Annotated in this window: 15 protein-coding genes; 11 read left to right on the top strand and 4 right to left on the bottom strand. The window is 62.6% G+C overall.

Translation table 11 applies throughout. The features are described from left to right. Positions 1-9: 9 nt before the first annotated feature. The 4 genes from ADN01_RS04770 (at position 10) to ADN01_RS04755 (ending at position 2,895) form a co-directional block, all read left to right on the top strand. Positions 10-993 carry an ABC transporter substrate-binding protein gene (locus ADN01_RS04770; protein ID WP_075070966.1) on the top strand — a complete coding sequence of 328 codons (984 nt, stop codon included), beginning with the start codon at positions 10-12 and terminating at the stop codon, positions 991-993. 2 nt (positions 994-995) lie between these two features. After that, positions 996-1,811, top strand: coding sequence for an ABC transporter ATP-binding protein (locus tag ADN01_RS04765; RefSeq protein ID WP_236690967.1), 816 nt, complete (start codon positions 996-998; stop codon positions 1,809-1,811). Positions 1,812-1,876: 65 nt separating this feature from the next. Further along, the gene (locus ADN01_RS04760; RefSeq protein WP_062419951.1) at positions 1,877-2,578 is read left to right on the top strand and encodes an AzlC family ABC transporter permease; all 702 of its coding nucleotides are present in this window, start codon (positions 1,877-1,879) and stop codon (positions 2,576-2,578) included. Continuing rightward, on the top strand, positions 2,560-2,895 hold the full coding sequence (locus ADN01_RS04755; RefSeq protein WP_062419952.1) for an AzlD domain-containing protein: 336 nt from the start codon (positions 2,560-2,562) through the stop codon (positions 2,893-2,895). Before ADN01_RS04760 ends, ADN01_RS04755 begins: the two co-directional genes overlap by 19 nt. Positions 2,896-2,914: 19 nt before the next feature. On the opposite strand, the gene ADN01_RS04750 is transcribed toward ADN01_RS04755, so the two are convergent. Then, positions 2,915-3,937, bottom strand: coding sequence for a DNA polymerase III subunit (locus ADN01_RS04750; RefSeq protein WP_082142995.1), 1,023 nt, complete (start codon positions 3,935-3,937; stop codon positions 2,915-2,917). Positions 3,938-4,015: 78 nt separating this feature from the next. Between ADN01_RS04750 and ADN01_RS04745 the strand changes: the two genes are divergently transcribed. From ADN01_RS04745 to ADN01_RS04725, 5 genes are all read left to right on the top strand, one after another. Further along, positions 4,016-4,504, top strand: a complete 489-nt coding sequence (locus ADN01_RS04745) for a YbaK/EbsC family protein (RefSeq protein ID WP_062419954.1) — start codon at positions 4,016-4,018, stop codon at positions 4,502-4,504. Between the two features lie 12 nt (positions 4,505-4,516). Next, on the top strand, positions 4,517-5,860 hold the full coding sequence (locus ADN01_RS04740; RefSeq protein ID WP_075070965.1) for an alpha-amylase family glycosyl hydrolase: 1,344 nt from the start codon (positions 4,517-4,519) through the stop codon (positions 5,858-5,860). Between the two features lie 180 nt (positions 5,861-6,040). Continuing rightward, the gene (locus ADN01_RS04735) at positions 6,041-6,808 is read left to right on the top strand and encodes a hypothetical protein (protein ID WP_062419955.1); all 768 of its coding nucleotides are present in this window, start codon (positions 6,041-6,043) and stop codon (positions 6,806-6,808) included. Between the two features lie 105 nt (positions 6,809-6,913). Then, positions 6,914-7,933: an AIR synthase family protein gene (locus ADN01_RS04730; RefSeq protein ID WP_062419956.1), complete on the top strand. Its 1,020-nt coding sequence runs from the start codon at positions 6,914-6,916 to the stop codon at positions 7,931-7,933. Beyond that, entirely contained in the window at positions 7,930-8,508 is a 579-nt protein-coding gene (locus ADN01_RS04725; RefSeq protein ID WP_062419957.1) for a protein-tyrosine phosphatase family protein, read from the top strand. Before ADN01_RS04730 ends, ADN01_RS04725 begins: the two co-directional genes overlap by 4 nt. Positions 8,509-8,519: 11 nt before the next feature. On the opposite strand, the gene ADN01_RS04720 is transcribed toward ADN01_RS04725, so the two are convergent. After that, positions 8,520-10,856 (bottom strand): PEP/pyruvate-binding domain-containing protein, encoded by a 2,337-nt coding sequence (locus ADN01_RS04720; RefSeq protein WP_062419958.1) that lies wholly within the window; start codon positions 10,854-10,856, stop codon positions 8,520-8,522. After that, entirely contained in the window at positions 10,853-11,980 is a 1,128-nt protein-coding gene (gene dnaN, locus ADN01_RS04715; protein WP_062419959.1) for a DNA polymerase III subunit beta, read from the bottom strand. The genes ADN01_RS04720 and dnaN overlap by 4 nt, the downstream gene beginning before the upstream one ends. A gap of 243 nt (positions 11,981-12,223) precedes the next feature. Between dnaN and ADN01_RS04710 the strand changes: the two genes are divergently transcribed. Next, the gene (locus ADN01_RS04710; RefSeq protein ID WP_062419960.1) at positions 12,224-13,414 is read left to right on the top strand and encodes an MFS transporter; all 1,191 of its coding nucleotides are present in this window, start codon (positions 12,224-12,226) and stop codon (positions 13,412-13,414) included. Positions 13,415-13,425: 11 nt separating this feature from the next. On the opposite strand, the gene ADN01_RS04705 is transcribed toward ADN01_RS04710, so the two are convergent. Continuing rightward, positions 13,426-15,648: an ATP-dependent helicase gene (locus ADN01_RS04705; RefSeq protein ID WP_062419984.1), complete on the bottom strand. Its 2,223-nt coding sequence runs from the start codon at positions 15,646-15,648 to the stop codon at positions 13,426-13,428. Positions 15,649-15,787: 139 nt separating this feature from the next. On the opposite strand from ADN01_RS04705, the gene ADN01_RS04700 reads away from it, so the two are divergent. After that, positions 15,788-16,315 carry a DUF3090 domain-containing protein gene (locus tag ADN01_RS04700; protein WP_062419961.1) on the top strand — a complete coding sequence of 176 codons (528 nt, stop codon included), beginning with the start codon at positions 15,788-15,790 and terminating at the stop codon, positions 16,313-16,315. Positions 16,316-16,324 lie beyond the last annotated feature (9 nt).

Raw genomic sequence — 16,324 nt, 5'->3', positions numbered from 1 at the left:
AGGTTCATCGTGTCTCGTCTTGTGCGTTTTCTGCTGATTACTGCCCTCATCTTCAGCCTGGCCGCCTGCGCTGCGCCCCCCGCGCCCGCCGCCGGCCCCTTGACGGCCGTGCGTCTGCCGGTCGGCTACATCCCCAATGTGCAGTTCGCCCCCCTATATGTGGCCATAGAGAAAGGCTACTACCGCGAGGCTGGCATTGATCTGAGCCTGGATTATTCCTTTGAAACCGATGCGGTGGCCCTGACCGGCGCCAACCAGCTGCCTTTTGCCGTGGTTTCCGGCGAACAGGTGCTGCTGGCTCGCGCCCAGGGGCTGCCCCTGGTATACGTGATGAACTGGTACCAGAACTTCCCCGTGGGGGTCAGCGCCAAAGCCGACTCCGGCATCCTCCAGCCCGCCGATCTGAAAGGCAAGCGCATCGGCACCCCCGTGCTGTATGGGGCCAGCTACATCGGCCTGCGCGCCTTGTTGGAAGCGGGCGGGCTGAAAGAGAGCGACATCACCCTGGATACCATCGGCTACAACCAGGTGGAAGCCCTGAGCGTGGATCAGGAACAAGCCGTGGTGGTGTATGTGGCCAACGAGCCGGTGCAGCTGCAGGCCAAAGGGATCGTCGTGAACACCCTGCATGTCTCGGATTATCTGCCCATGGTAGGCAACGGTCTGATCACCAACGAAACCACCCTGCGCGAGAACCCCGACCTGGTGCGGCGCATGGTGGCGGCCACCCTGCGCGGCCTGGCGGATACGCGCGCCAACCCCGATGAGGCCTATCAGATCAGCATGAAGTATGTCGAAAATCTCAAGGCCGAGGATGCCGTGCAGCGCCAGGTGCTGAAAGCCTCCATTGAGCTGTGGGGGGATGAGCGCCTGGGCGATTCGGACCCGCAGGCCTGGGAGAACATGCACGACCTGCTGGTGCGCATGGGGCTGCTGCAAAAAGCGCTGGATTGGCAGGCCGCCTTCAGCAACGATTACCTGCCGGAGCCGTAAGCGTGAAAGCCGCCCTGGATTTGCCCGTCTGCTGTGACGAAGCCCCGCCCGCGGGCAGCCCGCGCGACTGCGCCGTGCTCAAGGTCAACCACCTCAGCCTGACCTTCCCCGGTGAACGCGAAGGGCTGCGCGCCGTGGAAGATTTGACCTTTGAGCTGCGCGAGCAGGAATTTGTGTGCGTGCTGGGGCCTTCGGGCAGCGGCAAATCCACCCTGGTGCGCGTCCTGGCGGGGCTGCTGCGCCCCACCAGCGGCAGCGTGCATTTTGCCCCGCTGCGCGGCGAAGGCCGCCCCCCGCGCGTGGGGGTGGTTTTTCAGCAGGCCAACCTGATGCCCTGGCGCACCGTGGTGGAAAACATCACCCTGCCGCTGGAGCTGCAAGGCGTACCCCTGGAGGCCGCCCGCCAACAGGCCGCCGAGATGGTGGAATTGATCGGCCTGCAGGGCTTTGAAGACACCTGGCCGCGCGACCTTTCGGGCGGCATGGCCCAGCGCGTGGCTCTGGCGCGCGCCCTGGTGCAGGACCCTGATCTGCTGCTGCTGGACGAGCCTTTTGGCGCGCTGGACGCGCTGACCCGCGAACGCATGGGCGGCGAGCTGCTGCGCCTGTGGCAGGCCCGCCAAAAAACGGTGCTGATGGTCACCCATTCCATCTCTGAGGCCCTACTGCTCTCCGACCGGGTGCTGGTGCTCACCGCCCGCCCGGGGCGGCTGGCCCTGGATCTGACCGTGAATTTGCCCCGTCCGCGGGATGAGGAAATGCGGTATACTGCACCCTTCGGTGAACTTGCCCGCCGCCTGCGCGCCGCCATCGTCTGACGGCCGCGCTGTGACCCTCCCCAGGAGACCGCTGTGCCTGCTCAGCCCACCCACGGACGCTCCGCATGACCGCCGCTAGCTCCTCTTCCCCCGCCGCCCGCGCGGATTTTTGGGCGGGGGTGCGCGCCGAGCTGCCCATTTTGCTGGGGGTCACGCCTTTCGGCATGATCTACGGCGTGCTGGCCGTCAAAGCCGGTCTGCCCGCGGCTGCCGCCCAGGCCATGTCGTCCATCGTCTTCGCCGGCTCCTCGCAGTTCATGGCGGTGCAACTGATCAGTACTGCCACGCCGGTCGTGGTGATCATCCTCTCCATCCTGGTCATCAACCTGCGCCACGCCCTGTATTCCGCCTCCATCGCCCCCTACCTGCACGGCCTGTCGCGCGCCTGGAAAGTCGTTTTGGCCTATCTGCTGACGGATGAGGCCTACGCGGTGGCGATTACGTTGTATCAAAAAAAGGGGGTGATCCCCGGCAGCCCGTGGTTTTTGCTGGGGGCCGGGCTGGCCCTGTGGACGGATTGGCAGCTCAGCACCGCGGTGGGCATCTTCCTGGGGGCGCAGATCCCGGCCGCCTGGTCGCTGGATTTCACCCTGGCCCTCACCTTCATCGCCCTGGTGATCCCCAACCTGCGCGACCGCCCCTCGACCCTGGCAGCCCTCAGCGCCGGGGTCACCGCTGTGCTGGCACACGGGCTTCCCTACAAGCTGGGCTTATTGCTGGCCGCCCTGGTGGGCATTCTGGTGGGGTTATGGAACGAACGGCGGTGAACGGAAATCTGTGGTGGATTCTCATTCTCGGCGGGGCGCTGACCTTTTTGATCCGCCTATCTTTCATCGCCTTGCAGGGCCGCTGGCAGCCGCCGGAACTTTTGCAGCGCGCCCTGCGCTATGTGCCCCCCGCCGTGCTCAGCGCCATCATCCTGCCCGAAATGCTCATGCCCCAGGGCAGCCTGCAAATTGGCGCCGAAAACCTGCGCCTGTGGGCCGGGCTGGCTGCCATGTGGGTGGCCTGGCGCACGCGCAATATCCTTTTGACCATCGCAGCGGGTATGGCAGTGCTGTATCTGCTGCAGTGGCTCTTCTAACCCCCTCGCCTGACGATCCTCAATCCAAGACCACTCGCGGCCAGTTCAACGCCAGGTTTTCAAACAACAGGCGCGGGTTGGCGTTGGCGTCCAGCGCGTCCTGAGCTTCTTCCAGCTCGCGCACCCGCGCCGCCACCTCGGCGGCCGGGCACTGCTGCGCCAGGCGCTCCACGGCGCCGCGATCGTCCAGATTGACCAAAGGCAGCTCCACCCCGCTTTGCAGCAGCATCACATCCCGCCAGAGCGACTGCCACACCTCCAGGCGGCGGCGCAGTTCCTCCACCATCCCAGAGCGCTGATCGGGGCGGCTGTACTCGGCGGCCTTTTTGGCATAGGTAAAACGGTCGCGGTGCGGCGCGCCCAACAGCATGCGCAGGTCATCCAGATAGGCGCGGCGTTTTTCCACCAGCTCCGGCTGGGCATGCATCTGCAAGGCCACCCCCACCCGCCCCGATGACAGGTGCGCCAGGCGGCGGGCTTCCTCGGCGGGCAGACCGCGCTGCTGGTGCAGGGCGGCCCCCAGGGCTTCTACCCCCATCGGGCGCAGGCGCAGGATCTCGCAGCGTGAGGTGATGGTGGGCAGCAGGCTTTCAGGGGATACGGCGGTCAGGATCAAAATGGCCCGTTCGGGGGCTTCTTCCAGAGTCTTGAGCAGCGCGTTTTGGGTGCTTTCGGTGGCTTCTTCAAAACGCAGCAGCAAAGCCACGCGGCACGGGGCTTGAAAAGGGGCCAGGGACAGCGAGCGCTGCAATTCGCGGATGGTATCCACCCGCAGCGACCCGCCCACCGTTTCGGCGGAGAGCAGGTGCAAATCGGGGAATTGCATGTTCAGGGTCTGCTGGCAGGCGCGGCACACGCCGCAAGGCTCCCCCGGTGCTGTGGGCTGCGGGCAGAAGAGGGCCTGGGCAAAACGCAGCGCCAGCGTGCGCCGCCCCACCCCCGGCGCGCCGCACAGCAAATAGGCGTGCCGCACCTCCCCGCGGGAAAGGTGCTGGCGCAGCAGGTTTACCGCCCAATCGTGGCCCATCACGTCCCATGCCATGCTCAAATTCTATCACAGCCCCCCATCAAAATTTGGTACAATACCCCAAACCCTGGTTTTATCTCCACAGGAAGGCCCATGAACGAATCCCTCTCCCCCAGCGCCCAAAAAGTGCAGAACAGCCTGCATGCCCAGGGCTTCGACTGCTCCGTGGTGGAGCTGCCCGCCTCCACGCGCACCGCGCAGGAAGCCGCGGATGCCTGCGGCTGCACCCTGGGGCAAATTGTCAAATCGCTCATCTTTCGCGGCAAAAGCAGCGGCCAGGCCGTTCTGGCCCTGGTCAGCGGCTCGAACCGCGTCAGCGAGGCGCGCCTGGCCCAGGTGTTGGGCGAAGCGGTGGAAAAAGCCGACGGCGATTTCGTGCGCGCGCAAACCGGTTTTGCCATCGGCGGCGTGCCGCCCCTGGGGCACATTCAGATCCTGCGCACCGTGATTGACGCCGATTTGCTGCAATACGATCATATTTGGGCCGCCGCGGGAACCCCCCACGCGGTCTTTCAGCTCTCCGCCGCCAGCCTGCAGCCCATGACCGGCGGGCAGGTGGCAGAGATTAAACAGGCAGGTTAAACAGAGGATTTTATGGCGAAGGATACCCCCCTCCATTATCGCAATTTGGTGATCTATGAAGTCTATGTGCGCAACCACGGCCCCAACGGAACCTTTGCGGATGTCGAAGCCGACCTGGAGCGCCTTCAATCTATGGGCGTGGATATCGTCTGGTTCATGCCCATCCACCCCATCGGCCAGCTGAATAAAAAAGGCCGCCTGGGCTGCCCCTATTCCATCCGCGACTACCGCGAGGTGAACCCGGAATACGGAACCAAAGCGGATTTTGCCCGCCTGATCGAAAAGGCTCACCGCTTGGGCATGCAGGTGATGATTGATGTGGTCTACAACCACACCGCTCATGATTCTGTGCTGGTGCAGGAACACCCCGAATTCTTCCATCAGGATGAGCAGGGCAAGCCGGTGACCACCGTGCCGGAATGGTCGGATGTGATTGACCTGAAGCACCCCAACCCCGAACTGACCCGCTATCTGATTGATTCTTTGAAAATGTGGGCCGAAATGGGCGTGGACGGCTTCCGCTGCGACGTGGCCTCGCTGGTGCCGGTGGATTTTTGGGTGCAGGCCCGCGCCGAAGTGGCCGCCGTCAAGCCGAATGTCATCTGGCTGGCTGAATCGGTACACGCCAGCTTTGTAGCCGGCCGCCGCCACGCCAACCTGAGCGCCTATTCCGACAGCGAAATTTACCAGGCCTTCGACCTGACCTACGATTACGACATCTGGCCGCTCTTCCAGGCGGTGGTGCACGGCAAACTGCCCGTGGGGCGCTATCTGGAAATTTTGCGCTTCCAGGATGCCATCTACCCCGAAAACTTTGTGAAAATGCGCTGTGTGGAAAATCACGACCAGGCGCGCATCATGACCCTGGCTTCGGACCGCACCCAGGCCCTGGCCTGGACGGCTTTTGAGGCCTTCAACCGCGGAGCTTTCCTCATCTACGGCGGGCAGGAATCCGAAGCCGTCCACACCCCATCCCTCTTTGAGATTGACAAAGTGGAGTGGAAGAACTACGCCCTGCAGCCCTTCCTGACCAAGCTGGCCCACCTGAAGAAAGACCCCATTCTGCAGGAAGGCAAATTCCTGCTGCTGGCCGCCGACCCGGCCATCGTGGCCTCCTGGCAAAAGGGGCGTGAGGGCGGCCTGCTGGGCATCTTCAACGTACGCGCCGCCACCGGCGCCATCGCTCTGCCCATTCCGGACGGCAGCTACACCGACCTGCTCAGCGGCCAATCGGTCAATGTGCAGTCCGGCGCGGCTCCCCTCCCCAGCCATGCCGCCATCCTGCGCTACACCGGCAAACCCGATCTGCACCCGCTGTACAGCGACCTGATGGATTTTCACTTCCCCGTCCTCTAACCCCCCTCCCCCCAACCCGCTCGCCAGGCAGAAGCCAAGCCGCTTTTGCCTGGCTTTTCTTTGCCGGTGGAGGTTCAGCCTTTAAATCCGGCGCAAAAGTCTCTATAATCAAAGAGGGGCAGGGAATCAGCCCTGGCGTTGGCCGGGGAGGTTTGGGAAAGGTTTGGGGAGGAATAAGCCATGAAACCATCCATTCGCTGCTACGCCAACGCCCTGCGCATCACCGCTGTACTGCTAGCTGCCGCGGGGATCACCGCCTGCGCCGTTGTCCCGGCCCTGGCGCAGCGCATCCGCAACCTGGTGCAGCGCCCCACCCTGGTGGAATACGACCCGCCCGCCTTGAGCGTGGACACCTCACCCCTGGAGCAGGCGGGCTGCACCCTGTCAGCGCCGTGGTGGACCTGCCCGGAGGGCGGCCCAAAAGACGAGTGGGGCTGCGAGGTGCTGCAAAGCGTCTCGCCCCTCCTGGGCGGCCTGGACCCGGCCCCGCTGGCCGCCTGCATTGTGCGCGGGCACGATGCTCTGCCGGAAGGCGAATATATCTACAACACCGGCTGCGCCTACCCCGGCTACATTCGCTATGTGGTGGCCGAAGCCGGCAGCCTGCGATTGGTGCACAATTTGGAAGAACTGCGCGCCCTGGCCGCCCCCATCGAGACCCCCGAAGAGGCTCTCAGCTACGCCCTGGCTAGCCAGGGGCTTTCGGCCCTCTACGACCTTTCCATAGATCCCAGCTTCCGCTACCAGACCCGTACGTTGGAAGAAACCCATGTGGAAATCACCAACGAGGGCTACCGCGTGCTGCTGTTCAACGACGACCTGTGCGGCTGCGGCCCGCACACCACCTTCGCCGTGCCGGTTGAGGTGAGCCGCGGCGGCGAGGTGATGCGCCTGGAACCCCAGCCCCTCTTCCAAAACCCGGAATACGACAGCCTGTGCGTGGATTGAGGCCCCTGCCGCGGCCCGCTTTAGCGCGCGCAGAATCCGCCAAACCTGGGTACAATAAGGGGCTGTGATACACTGCACAACGCTTTGGAGAGGATATTGACCCCCATGTCAGATGCGATTCTGCCCCTGGGCAAACTGCCGCCGGAACTGCTGGCCCAGTTGGTGGCCCAAATTCCCAGCAGCGACCCGCGCGTGCTGCTCGGCCCGGGCGTGGGCCTGGACTGCGCCGTGATTGACACCGGCGCGCCCCAACTGTTGGTGCTGAAAACGGAACCGATCACCTTTGTGAGCGGTGAAATCGGCTGGTACGGGGTGCAGGTGAGCGCCAATGACATCGCCACCACCGGCGCCGTGCCGCGCTGGTACATGACCGCCCTGCTGCTGCCGCAGGGCCAAACCACCCCGCGCCTGGTGGAAGAGATTTTAGACCAGATCAATGCAGCCTGCGCCCAACTGGGCGTCACCGTGGTGGGCGGGCACACCGAAATCACCCACGGGTTAGACCGGCCGCTGCTGATCGGCACGCTGATCGGCGAGGTGGCCCGCGAAGGGCTGATCACCCCGCGCGGCGCGCAGGTCGGGGACCGCATCCTCTTGACCAAGGGCGTGCCGGTGGAAGCCACCGCCATCCTCAGCCGCGAATTCCCCGAACAGCTGGCTGCGGTTTTGACCCCCGCCGAGCTGGAAGAAGCCGCGGCGTTCCTGTACACCCCCGGCATCAGCGTAGCCCGCGATGCGCAGATCGCCGTCCAGGCCGGGCGCGTCACCGCCATGCACGACCCCACCGAAGGCGGGTTGGCGTCAGCATTATGGGAGATGGCCGAGGCCAGCGGCAAATGTTTCAAGATGGATCCGGCGGCTGTGCCGGTGCCGCGGCTTTCGCGCCGGGTGTGTGAAGTCTTTGGCTTGAACCCGCTGGCGGCCATCGCCTCGGGCGCGCTGCTCTTCACCGCGCCCCCCAGCGGCGCCCCGGCCATCTGCGCTGCCCTGCAAGCCGAAGGGATCCTTTGCGCCGAGATCGGCGAGGTGAGCGAAGGGCCGTTTGCCGTCTGGCAAAGGCTGCCCGACGGCGAAGTCCCCCTGCCGCGGCCCGAACGGGATGAAATTACACGGGTATACGAATGAGCCTGCCGCCGCCCATCCCCAACGCCTATTGGGTGCTGCCCGGGCAGTTCATGGCCGGGGCCTACCCCGCCGTGCCCTATTCTGATGAGGCCACCCGCACTCTGCTCAGCCGTCTGCTGGACCGCGGGCTGCGCTGCTTTATCAACCTGGCTCAGCCCGGCGAAGCCCCCGATTACCAGCGTTTGCTGCACGAGCAGGCCAATTGGCTGGGCGTGACGGCGCATTACCATGCCTTCCCCCTCGAAACCGCCCCGGTCATTGAACCCGCCCGCATGATCGCGATCCTGGATCAAATCGACAGCGCCCTGGAAGAGGGCCAGGGTGTGTATGTGCACTGCCGTGCGGGGATCGGCCGCACCGGCGCAGTGGTGGGCTGTTTTTGGGTGCGCCGCGGCCTGAGCGGTGCGCAGGCTCTGGCGCAGATCACCGCCCTGCGCGCCGAATTGACCGCCGAGCCGCCGCATCGGGGCATGCCTTCACCCGATTCACAGCCGCTGCGCGACCTGATTTTACGTTGGGACGCGTTGGACCCGCGCCGGAAAACGCCCGCGCCGGGGGAAACCAAAGGGAAATAGAAACAGGGGGGTTATTTCAGGCTGTTCTGCGCAACCACAAAGGCCATCGCCTGGTTTTGGTCGTCGTCCATCACCACCTGCAGGGTGTGCCCAGGGGCGAAATCGCTCACGCGGATCAGGTGCAGCGTGTCGGCCAGCAGCGGATCCAGCGGGACAAAATCATCCACGTGGTTGGGCTGATGATAGAAGAATTCACGGTTAAACAGCGTGGTGGGGCTGTCTAACAGCACCGCCAGGGGGTAAATTTGAGCTTCCATCAGGTCCTGGAAGAAATGCGTGCCCAGCGAAGGCTCCGGTTCTGGTCCCACCCCCTTGCCCGAAAGCTCCACCAGCGCTTTGGCGTGGTAAATGTCCCCATAGTCAATGGGCACGCCCAAATCGGAATTGGAAGATCCCCAGCGCCCCGGCCCCACGCAGATGAATTTTTGGCCCTCCAGGGCGGCGTTCAGCGTGCCGATGGCGCGGGCCAGCTTGGCGCGGTCGTTCATGCTGGGCAGCGCGTAGTAGCCCTCCGGGCGCACAAACAGGACGTAATCCACCTGACGGATGAAGCCCTGGGGCACGACAAAACGCGTCTCAAACACCACTTTTTGCTCTGGGATATCCGCGGGAACGGGCACTTCTTCCGTCTCCACCAGGTGGCTTTGCGGGCGGCACTGCAGCAGGGTCAGGTTGAGCATGGGCCTGCCTGACTCCAGATTGGAAAGGTGCAGGGTAAATTCCAAATCCACCGGGCTGCGGTAGTTGCGCTCCAGGTTGTGGAGGATATCGCGCATTTTTTCAGCGAAGGGCGTACGGCGCAGCAGTTCGTCAAAGGTCAGTACCAGGCGGTTTGTGCCGCCCTCCAATAACGTGCTCTGCAAAGAGATAAAATAGCCGTCCTCATCCACCTGCGCCAAATAGCGCAGGGGCGGGTAGTGCGCATCCAACACCTCGCTGGCCGGCAGGGTCTTAAAGACGTTCTCCTCTAGGTCAATCAAATCCACATACTGCTGTGAATAACGCCGGATGGCGTCCGCCGAGGTAGACGGCCGCAGCAGCGGGTGACTGAGGGCTACCAGGCGGGGGTAGTCGTTGCCCACGCGGTCAACGGCGCGCGTGCCCATGCCCCACACCAGGCGCACAAAGCCGTCCTCGCGCCGGATCTGCGGGGTCCAGCGGTAGAGGTTGCGGCTGAAGGCCACCCCCGCCGCGTGGGGCATGTAATACCGCCCGAAGGCCTCGCCCTGCACCACCTGAATGAGGATGGCCATGCGCTCGTCGTAATCCTGCAAACCTCGGCTGCGGCGGTAGAGCAGCGCGTTGGGGTTCAAGGTGGAGGCGTAGATGCGCGCCACGGCGCGGGTGAGGGCCCCCAGGTTCTCTTTGATCGAGCGCTGATTGGGCAGGAAAATACTTTCGTATTTACCCGCAAAGGAGGTGCCGAAATTGTCTTCCAACAGGCTGGAAGAGCGCACGATCATGGGCTTTTGCCCCACCGTCACCAACAGCCCTTGCAGCCGCTCCACAATATCGGGCGGGAAGACCCCTTTTTCAAAGTCTTCCACAATCTGCGGAAATTCTGCCCGCATTTCCGCTTCAGATTTATATTTCTGATCGTTCCAATGCACCAGGTTGTTGATGGACATGAACGAATAGAGCACATCCGAACCGATGTAATACGACTCCGCCGAGCGAATGCAGAAATCGGGGCAGACGCTCATATCTTCCACCACGCGCAGGGCCAGCAGCATGCCGGCCGCTTTGCCGCCGATGCGCCCCCCGCCGATTTTGCGGCGGCGGATCTTGGCCAGGTCGCTGATGGTGAACCACTCTTTGGCGATGTTGATATAGCGCAGGTTGTCGCTGATCAACGAACGGATCAGCACCACCTTGGATTCGTGCAGGCGGGCTTCGTAGCGCTGACGCTCCGCCGCGGGCAGGTGTTCCATGGCCAGGGCCTGTTCAAACACCAGTTCCATGGGGGCCAGTTCGGGGTTGATGGCCGAGAGGATTTCCTGCTCGCTCAGCCCTTTTTCGCTCAGCACACTGGTGACGATCTGTTCAAAATCAGCAAAGGTCAGGCGTTGGCTGAAGATCAGGTCGGTGAGGTGCTTGCGCGTGCGGTCCAGGCGCAGATTCCACATATCCTCCGGCTCTTCTTCCACCGGATTGATCAGGCCTTCGCGCTCCTGCGAAGCGATAGCCATCTCGCGCACGCGGGCCTCAAACTCGCGCAGGCTGATCACCCCGCGGGTGAACAGCTCGCTGCGCATGCGCATGCGGATACGCGTGCTCAAAATGGGATATTGAACCAGGGTCAGGTAGATATTGAGAAACCGGTCGTTGGAGGACGGCTGGAAACTCATCCGAGGTGCATGGGCATAATCACGTGCTGGAAGTTCTGGTCGCCCACCGGCCGGATCATGGCCGGGGTGTTATTGGCGTTGGTCTCCAGCGCCACGCTGGGGCTTTTAACCACGTCCAGAACCTCGCGTAGATAGCGCACGTTGAAAGCGATCAGCAGATTGGGGCCGTCCACCGCGGCTTCCACCGAGATCTCGCTGGAGCCGGTCTCTTCGGACTGGGCCGAAATCTCAATTTTGCCGGGGGCGTCGGCGCCGGGCTGAATGTTGAGCCGGATCACGTAGTTGCCCTCGCGGGCGATGATCTCGGCCTGTTTGCAGGCCTTCAGCAGGGCCGGGGTGGAGATGACCGTGGTGGTCTTGAAGCTGCGCGGGATGATGGCGCGGTAATCGGGGAAATTGCCGTCAATGAGCTGCGAGACCAGTTCCACGTCCTTCATGTGGAAGAGCACCTGTCCGCGCCCGGGCGGCAGCACCATCACCACCGTCTGCTCGCCGTCACCCGCCACGCGCGCCAGTTCGTTCAGGGCGCGGGCCGGAATGATGGCCGCGATGGGCTGGTGAACAGCGGAGGAAAGCTGGGTTTTGCGCACCGAGATGCGGAAGCCGTCGGTGGCCGCCATTATCAATTCACTGCCGTTGACCGTCAGCGAAACACCTTGCAGCACCGGCCGGGCCTCGTCCGCTGAGGCGGCAAAGGCCACCTGCTGGATCATTTCTTTGACATCCCCCACGCCCAGCTCGATGCCCTCGCGCAGATCCGGCACGGGGATGGGCGGGTACTCGTTGGCGTCAATGCCTTTGATGTCGGTGATGGATTGGCCGCAGCGCACCGTCAGGGTTTGAGTTTTGGTATTGAGGTCCAGGTGCACCGTGTCGTTGGGCAGGGCGTTGATGAGATCTGCAAAGGTGCGCGCGGGCACGGTGACGGCCCCGTCTTCGTGAATCTGCGCGCCAATCCAGCAGGAAATACCCAATTCCAGGTTGGTGGCAGACAGACGCAGGCGTCCTTCGTCGGTGGCCACCAGCACGTTGGCCAAAACCGGCAGTGTGCTGCGCGGCGAAACGGCGCGGGAAACCATGCCCAATCCGTGTGCCAGTTGTTGTTGCGATACAGATGCTTTCATGGCGGCCCTCTCTTCGTGAAACCGGTGCGGATCAAACCGGGCGGCAGCGGCTGTAGATACGTAAAGAAACCCCGCCCAGAATGGGGGTGATGAACTGAAATCAGTATACATCAAGCGTTCAAAAAATTCCAGAAAATTACAAGTGCTTGTAGGGAGAGGACTATAATGGGATGCAGGTAATGAATTATCTGGGAAATATGACGTATGCTGTGTGCGTCTCGATGTGATCTAGGTGAACTGCCCATGAACGTCATGCCTGATTCAACCCATTCCCTCAAGAGCTTGCAGCGTCCGCTCTTTCTGTGGTCCTTCCCTTTCACCTATCTCTATTTCTCCTTGCCCATCATCAGCAAAGTCTTTGGGGCCTCCGCGGTGGAGATCGGCGGGCTTTTCACTGTGTTCACGATCACCACATTGGTCCTGCGTCCAGTGGTCGGTTGGCTGCTGGACCATTATGGACGCAAGGCATTTTTTGTACTTGCCCTGGTCATTTATGCGCTTTCGATGGGGGTTTTCGCATTTTCCGAATCGCTCAATTGGCTGTATGTGGCGCGTCTGATTCAAGGCGTGGGCTCGGCTTTTTTGTGGGCGGCGGTGAACACCATCGTCGCTGATCTGACTCAGCCCGCGGAACTAGGTCAGGCGCTTGGAAAAATCAACGAGACCACCACTCGCGGTGGTTTAATCGGAATTTTCGCCGCCAGCATACCCATGTTCGCTTTTCCGCAAGATGTCGGCTGGAAAATTACATTTATTGGCTATGCCATCCTGACGCTGGTCGGCGCGGGATTGGCCTGGAAAACCGTCCCCCACACGAAGGCAGCTTCAAGCACCAGCCAAAAGAAACCCGCCCTGTCCGGCGCTTTGCTCAAGCTGCTCTTCATGGTATTCATCACAGGCATTCCCGAGGCCATGTTAAGTCCAATTTACCTCATCTATCTGCAAGATAAATTCAGCGCGGATATGATGACCATCGCCTGGGCGTTTTTTCCGGCGGGTTTGGTGGTGGCCTTTCTCTCGGCCCGGCTGGGCGCGTTGAGCGACCGTTTTGGGCGAGCGCCCATGATGGCGGTGGGGCTGGCAGGTTCAGGGGTGATTTCTCTGCTGATGCCTACCTTGCCGTCGGTGATTTGGCTGGCAGTGCTCTACACACTGTCCGCTGTCCTGTGGGGGGTATCAGAACCCGCCGAAACCGCTCTGGTGGCGGATCTGACCGGCAAGGATCACCGGGGGGTGGGATATGGATTGTACGATTTCGTTGAAAATCTAGGATTTGCCGTCGGCCCCTTACTGGGTGGGCTATTGTATGACACCGTTGGTCGGGGCATGCCCTTTTACTTCAACGGCGTCGTTCTCATCCTGAGCGCGGGCTGGGTACTTCTGTTTCTGCGGGGCGTCGCTTCGCCCAGACCCGAAAGCTCAGCAAACGCTTGACCCCCCCGCCCCTAAACCGTCTCCAGGCGGGCCAACGAAGCCAGCAAGCGCTTAAAGCCCACGCTCTCAAAAGCCACATCCACATTTTCCTCGCCGTCCAGCACACGGCTTTCCACCACCAGGCCCTCGCCCCAAATGGGATGGCGCACGCGCATGCCCGGGCGGTACTGCTGCTGCACCACCTTGGGGGCGGGCGGCGGCGGGGGGATGATCTGCGGGCTGCGCGGGGCGGGCACGGGCGTTTCCCAGCGCGCCCAACTGGCCTGCACCTCCGAGGGGCGCGTGCTGCGCGCGCGGCGCTGGGCGCCGCGTTCTTCCAGCAAAGCTGATGGGATATCCTGCAAGAAGCGCGAAGGTTCGGAGAACTCGGTGCTGCCGTAGCTGGAACGTTGGCGCGAACGCACCAGATACAGCCGGTTGCGGGCGCGGGTCATGCCCACGTAAAACAGACGGCGTTCCTCGGCCATCTCTTCCGGGTCGTCCAGCGAACGGCTGTGCGGCAGCAGGCCTTCATCCAGCCCGATGATAAACACATTGTCAAATTCCAGCCCCTTGGCGGCGTGCAGGGTCAGCAGGGTGGGTGCGGTCACGTCCTCCGGCAAAGTATCCTGATCCGACACGAGGGCCAGGTTTTCCAAAAACGGCCCCAGGCCACGGTCTTGATATTCATAGGCCAGCTTGCGAAGTTCCTGCACGTTGTTCCAGCGGTCTTCGCCTTCTTCGGTGCCGTCGCGCAGATAGGCTTCGTAGCGCGTCTCGGTGACAATGCGGTCAAACAGGGCCGGCAGCGGTTCCTGGCGGGCCGCCTCCATCCACCCCGCCAGCAGGCGGGCAAAATCCAGCAGCATGGCTGCGCCGCGCCCGCCCAGGGCCGTGAAGGCAGCCGAGCGTTCCCCCTTGGCCGCCAGCTCCAAAAGGGCCGCGCCGGGGGTGGTCTGGGCGCGTTGGGCCGCGGCCTGCAGGCTCTGGATGGTTTTATCCCCAATGCCGCGCGGCGGCAGGTTAATCGTGCGGTTCAGGCTGACTTCGTCCGCCGGGTTGGCCACCAGGCGCAGAAAACAGATGAGGTCCTTCACCTCGCGCCGCCCGTAGAAGCGCTGCGCCCCCACCAGGCGGTAAGGCAGACCGCTGCGCAGGAAGGCCTCTTCCAGCAGACGGGATTGGGCGTTGGTGCGGTACATCACCGCGAAACGGCTGCCCGCCTTGCGGTCTCCGGCCATGTTCTGACCGATGAGGTCCACCACATAAGTGGCTTCCGAGTGGTCGTCCGCAGCCTCAAACAGCACCAGCCGCTCCCCTGACCCGCGGTCGGTAAAAAGGTGCTTGGGAGTGCGGTGGGGGTTGCGGTCAATCACCGCCCGGGCCGCGTCCAGCACGGTCTGGGTGGAGCGGTAGTTTTGTTCCAGCAAAATCTTCTTGGCTTCAGGGAAATCCTGCTCAAAGCGCAGCACGTTGCGGTAATCCGCCCCGCGCCAGCGGTAAATGGATTGGTCTTCGTCGCCGACCACAAACAGATTCTGGTGGTAAGACGACACCAGCTTCAGCAGCAGGTACTGGGCCGTGTTGGTATCCTGAAACTCATCCACCAACACATGCTCAAAGCGCCGCCCGTAGCGTTCCACCACGTCGGGGTTTTCCTGCAAAAGCCGCACCGTCCACAAAAGCAAATCGTCAAAATCCAGCGCGTTGCTTTGCAGCAGCATCTGCTGGTAACGCTCGTACACCCGCGCGATGACCTCATCGCGGTAATTGCGCCGCGGGTAATCTTTGGGCTGCATCAGGTTGTTTTTGGCGTTGGAGATGGCCGCGTGAACGCCCGAAGCGCGGTAGAGCTTGTCGTTCACATTTAATTCTTTCAAAACCCGCTTGACCAGCGTATCCTGATCGTCAGCGTCCATGATCACAAAATTGGAGTCAAAAGGCAGCACCGCCGCCTCGCGCCGCAGCATACGCGCACACACCGAGTGAAAGGTGCCCAGCCACAGGTCGCGGCAGGGGTCGCCCAGGGTCTGCTCCACGCGCGACTGCATCTCGCGCGCGGCCTTGTTGGTGAAGGTGACCGCCAAAATGTGATAGGGCCGCACCGCCAGATCGCGCACCAGATAGGCGATTCGCTCGGTCAGCACGCGCGTTTTGCCCGAGCCAGGCCCGGCCAGCACGAGTGTTTGTCCCAAACCAGCGGTGACCGCCTGGCGCTGTTGGTCGTTGAGGTGAGAGAAGGGGCTGCTTTGCATGGCCTGGATTGTACCATGAGCCGCCGTGCTTTTTGCCGGGCTTAAGTTTAAAAAAACCGCCCCAGCCCCAGCCTTACACAAAGGCTGCCAGAGGCCAGCCGAATTCTGGTATACTAAACGCACCAAAGGAGGATTGCCCATGCCCGCTCAAGAATTGGATCTGGATCCCGTTGATCTCCTCACCATTGATGCCATTGGCAAGCCGGGCCAACGGGTTTTCTACCTTCAGGCCCGCGGCGCGGAGCAGACTGTGACCTTCATTCTGGAAAAAGTGCAGGTGCAAAGCCTGGCGCTGGGGGTGGAACAGTTCCTCAATGAGCTGCACGAACGCCTACCCGAGCTTCCCTTAGAATCCGGTCAATTCAATGAAGACCAGATGCACATCCTGCCGCCGGTGGACCCCTGGTTCCGCGTCGGTGAGCTGGGTCTGGCCTACGACAGCGACCGCGACCGGGTGGGGTTGGTGCTGCGCGAAGTGATGACCGAAGAAAGCGACCCAGAGCAAAGCAATGTGGCCCGCCTGTGGTGCACGCGCGAACAGCTCCTGGCGGCCGTCCATTGGGGCCTGGAGGTCGTCAACCGCGGGCGGCCCATCTGCCCGTACTGCGGTCAGCCGATGGAGCCTGAGGGGCATTTTTGCCCCAAGCGTAATGGACACAAGCACTGAGTCTGCCCC

Source organism: Levilinea saccharolytica (assembly GCF_001306035.1).
GTDB lineage: Bacteria > Chloroflexota > Anaerolineae > Anaerolineales > Anaerolineaceae > Levilinea > Levilinea saccharolytica.
This window is presented reverse-complemented; position numbering and strand designations above follow the sequence as displayed.

Bases quoted from the DNA above. Each gene is read 5' to 3' on its own strand.
- ADN01_RS04760 (WP_062419951.1), top strand. From the start codon at position 1,877: ATGACCGCCGCTAGCTCCTCTTCCCCCGCCGCCCGCGCGGATTTTTGG.
- ADN01_RS04755 (WP_062419952.1), top strand. From the start codon at position 2,560: ATGGAACGAACGGCGGTGAACGGAAATCTGTGGTGGATTCTCATTCTC.
- ADN01_RS04750 (WP_082142995.1), bottom strand. From the start codon at position 3,937: ATGGCATGGGACGTGATGGGCCACGATTGGGCGGTAAACCTGCTGCGC.
- ADN01_RS04745 (WP_062419954.1), top strand. From the start codon at position 4,016: ATGAACGAATCCCTCTCCCCCAGCGCCCAAAAAGTGCAGAACAGCCTG.
- ADN01_RS04740 (WP_075070965.1), top strand. From the start codon at position 4,517: ATGGCGAAGGATACCCCCCTCCATTATCGCAATTTGGTGATCTATGAA.
- ADN01_RS04735 (WP_062419955.1), top strand. From the start codon at position 6,041: ATGAAACCATCCATTCGCTGCTACGCCAACGCCCTGCGCATCACCGCT.
- ADN01_RS04730 (WP_062419956.1), top strand. From the start codon at position 6,914: ATGTCAGATGCGATTCTGCCCCTGGGCAAACTGCCGCCGGAACTGCTG.
- ADN01_RS04725 (WP_062419957.1), top strand. From the start codon at position 7,930: ATGAGCCTGCCGCCGCCCATCCCCAACGCCTATTGGGTGCTGCCCGGG.
- ADN01_RS04720 (WP_062419958.1), bottom strand. From the start codon at position 10,856: ATGAGTTTCCAGCCGTCCTCCAACGACCGGTTTCTCAATATCTACCTG.
- dnaN (WP_062419959.1), bottom strand. From the start codon at position 11,980: ATGAAAGCATCTGTATCGCAACAACAACTGGCACACGGATTGGGCATG.
- ADN01_RS04710 (WP_062419960.1), top strand. From the start codon at position 12,224: ATGAACGTCATGCCTGATTCAACCCATTCCCTCAAGAGCTTGCAGCGT.
- ADN01_RS04705 (WP_062419984.1), bottom strand. From the start codon at position 15,648: ATGCAAAGCAGCCCCTTCTCTCACCTCAACGACCAACAGCGCCAGGCG.
- ADN01_RS04700 (WP_062419961.1), top strand. From the start codon at position 15,788: ATGCCCGCTCAAGAATTGGATCTGGATCCCGTTGATCTCCTCACCATT.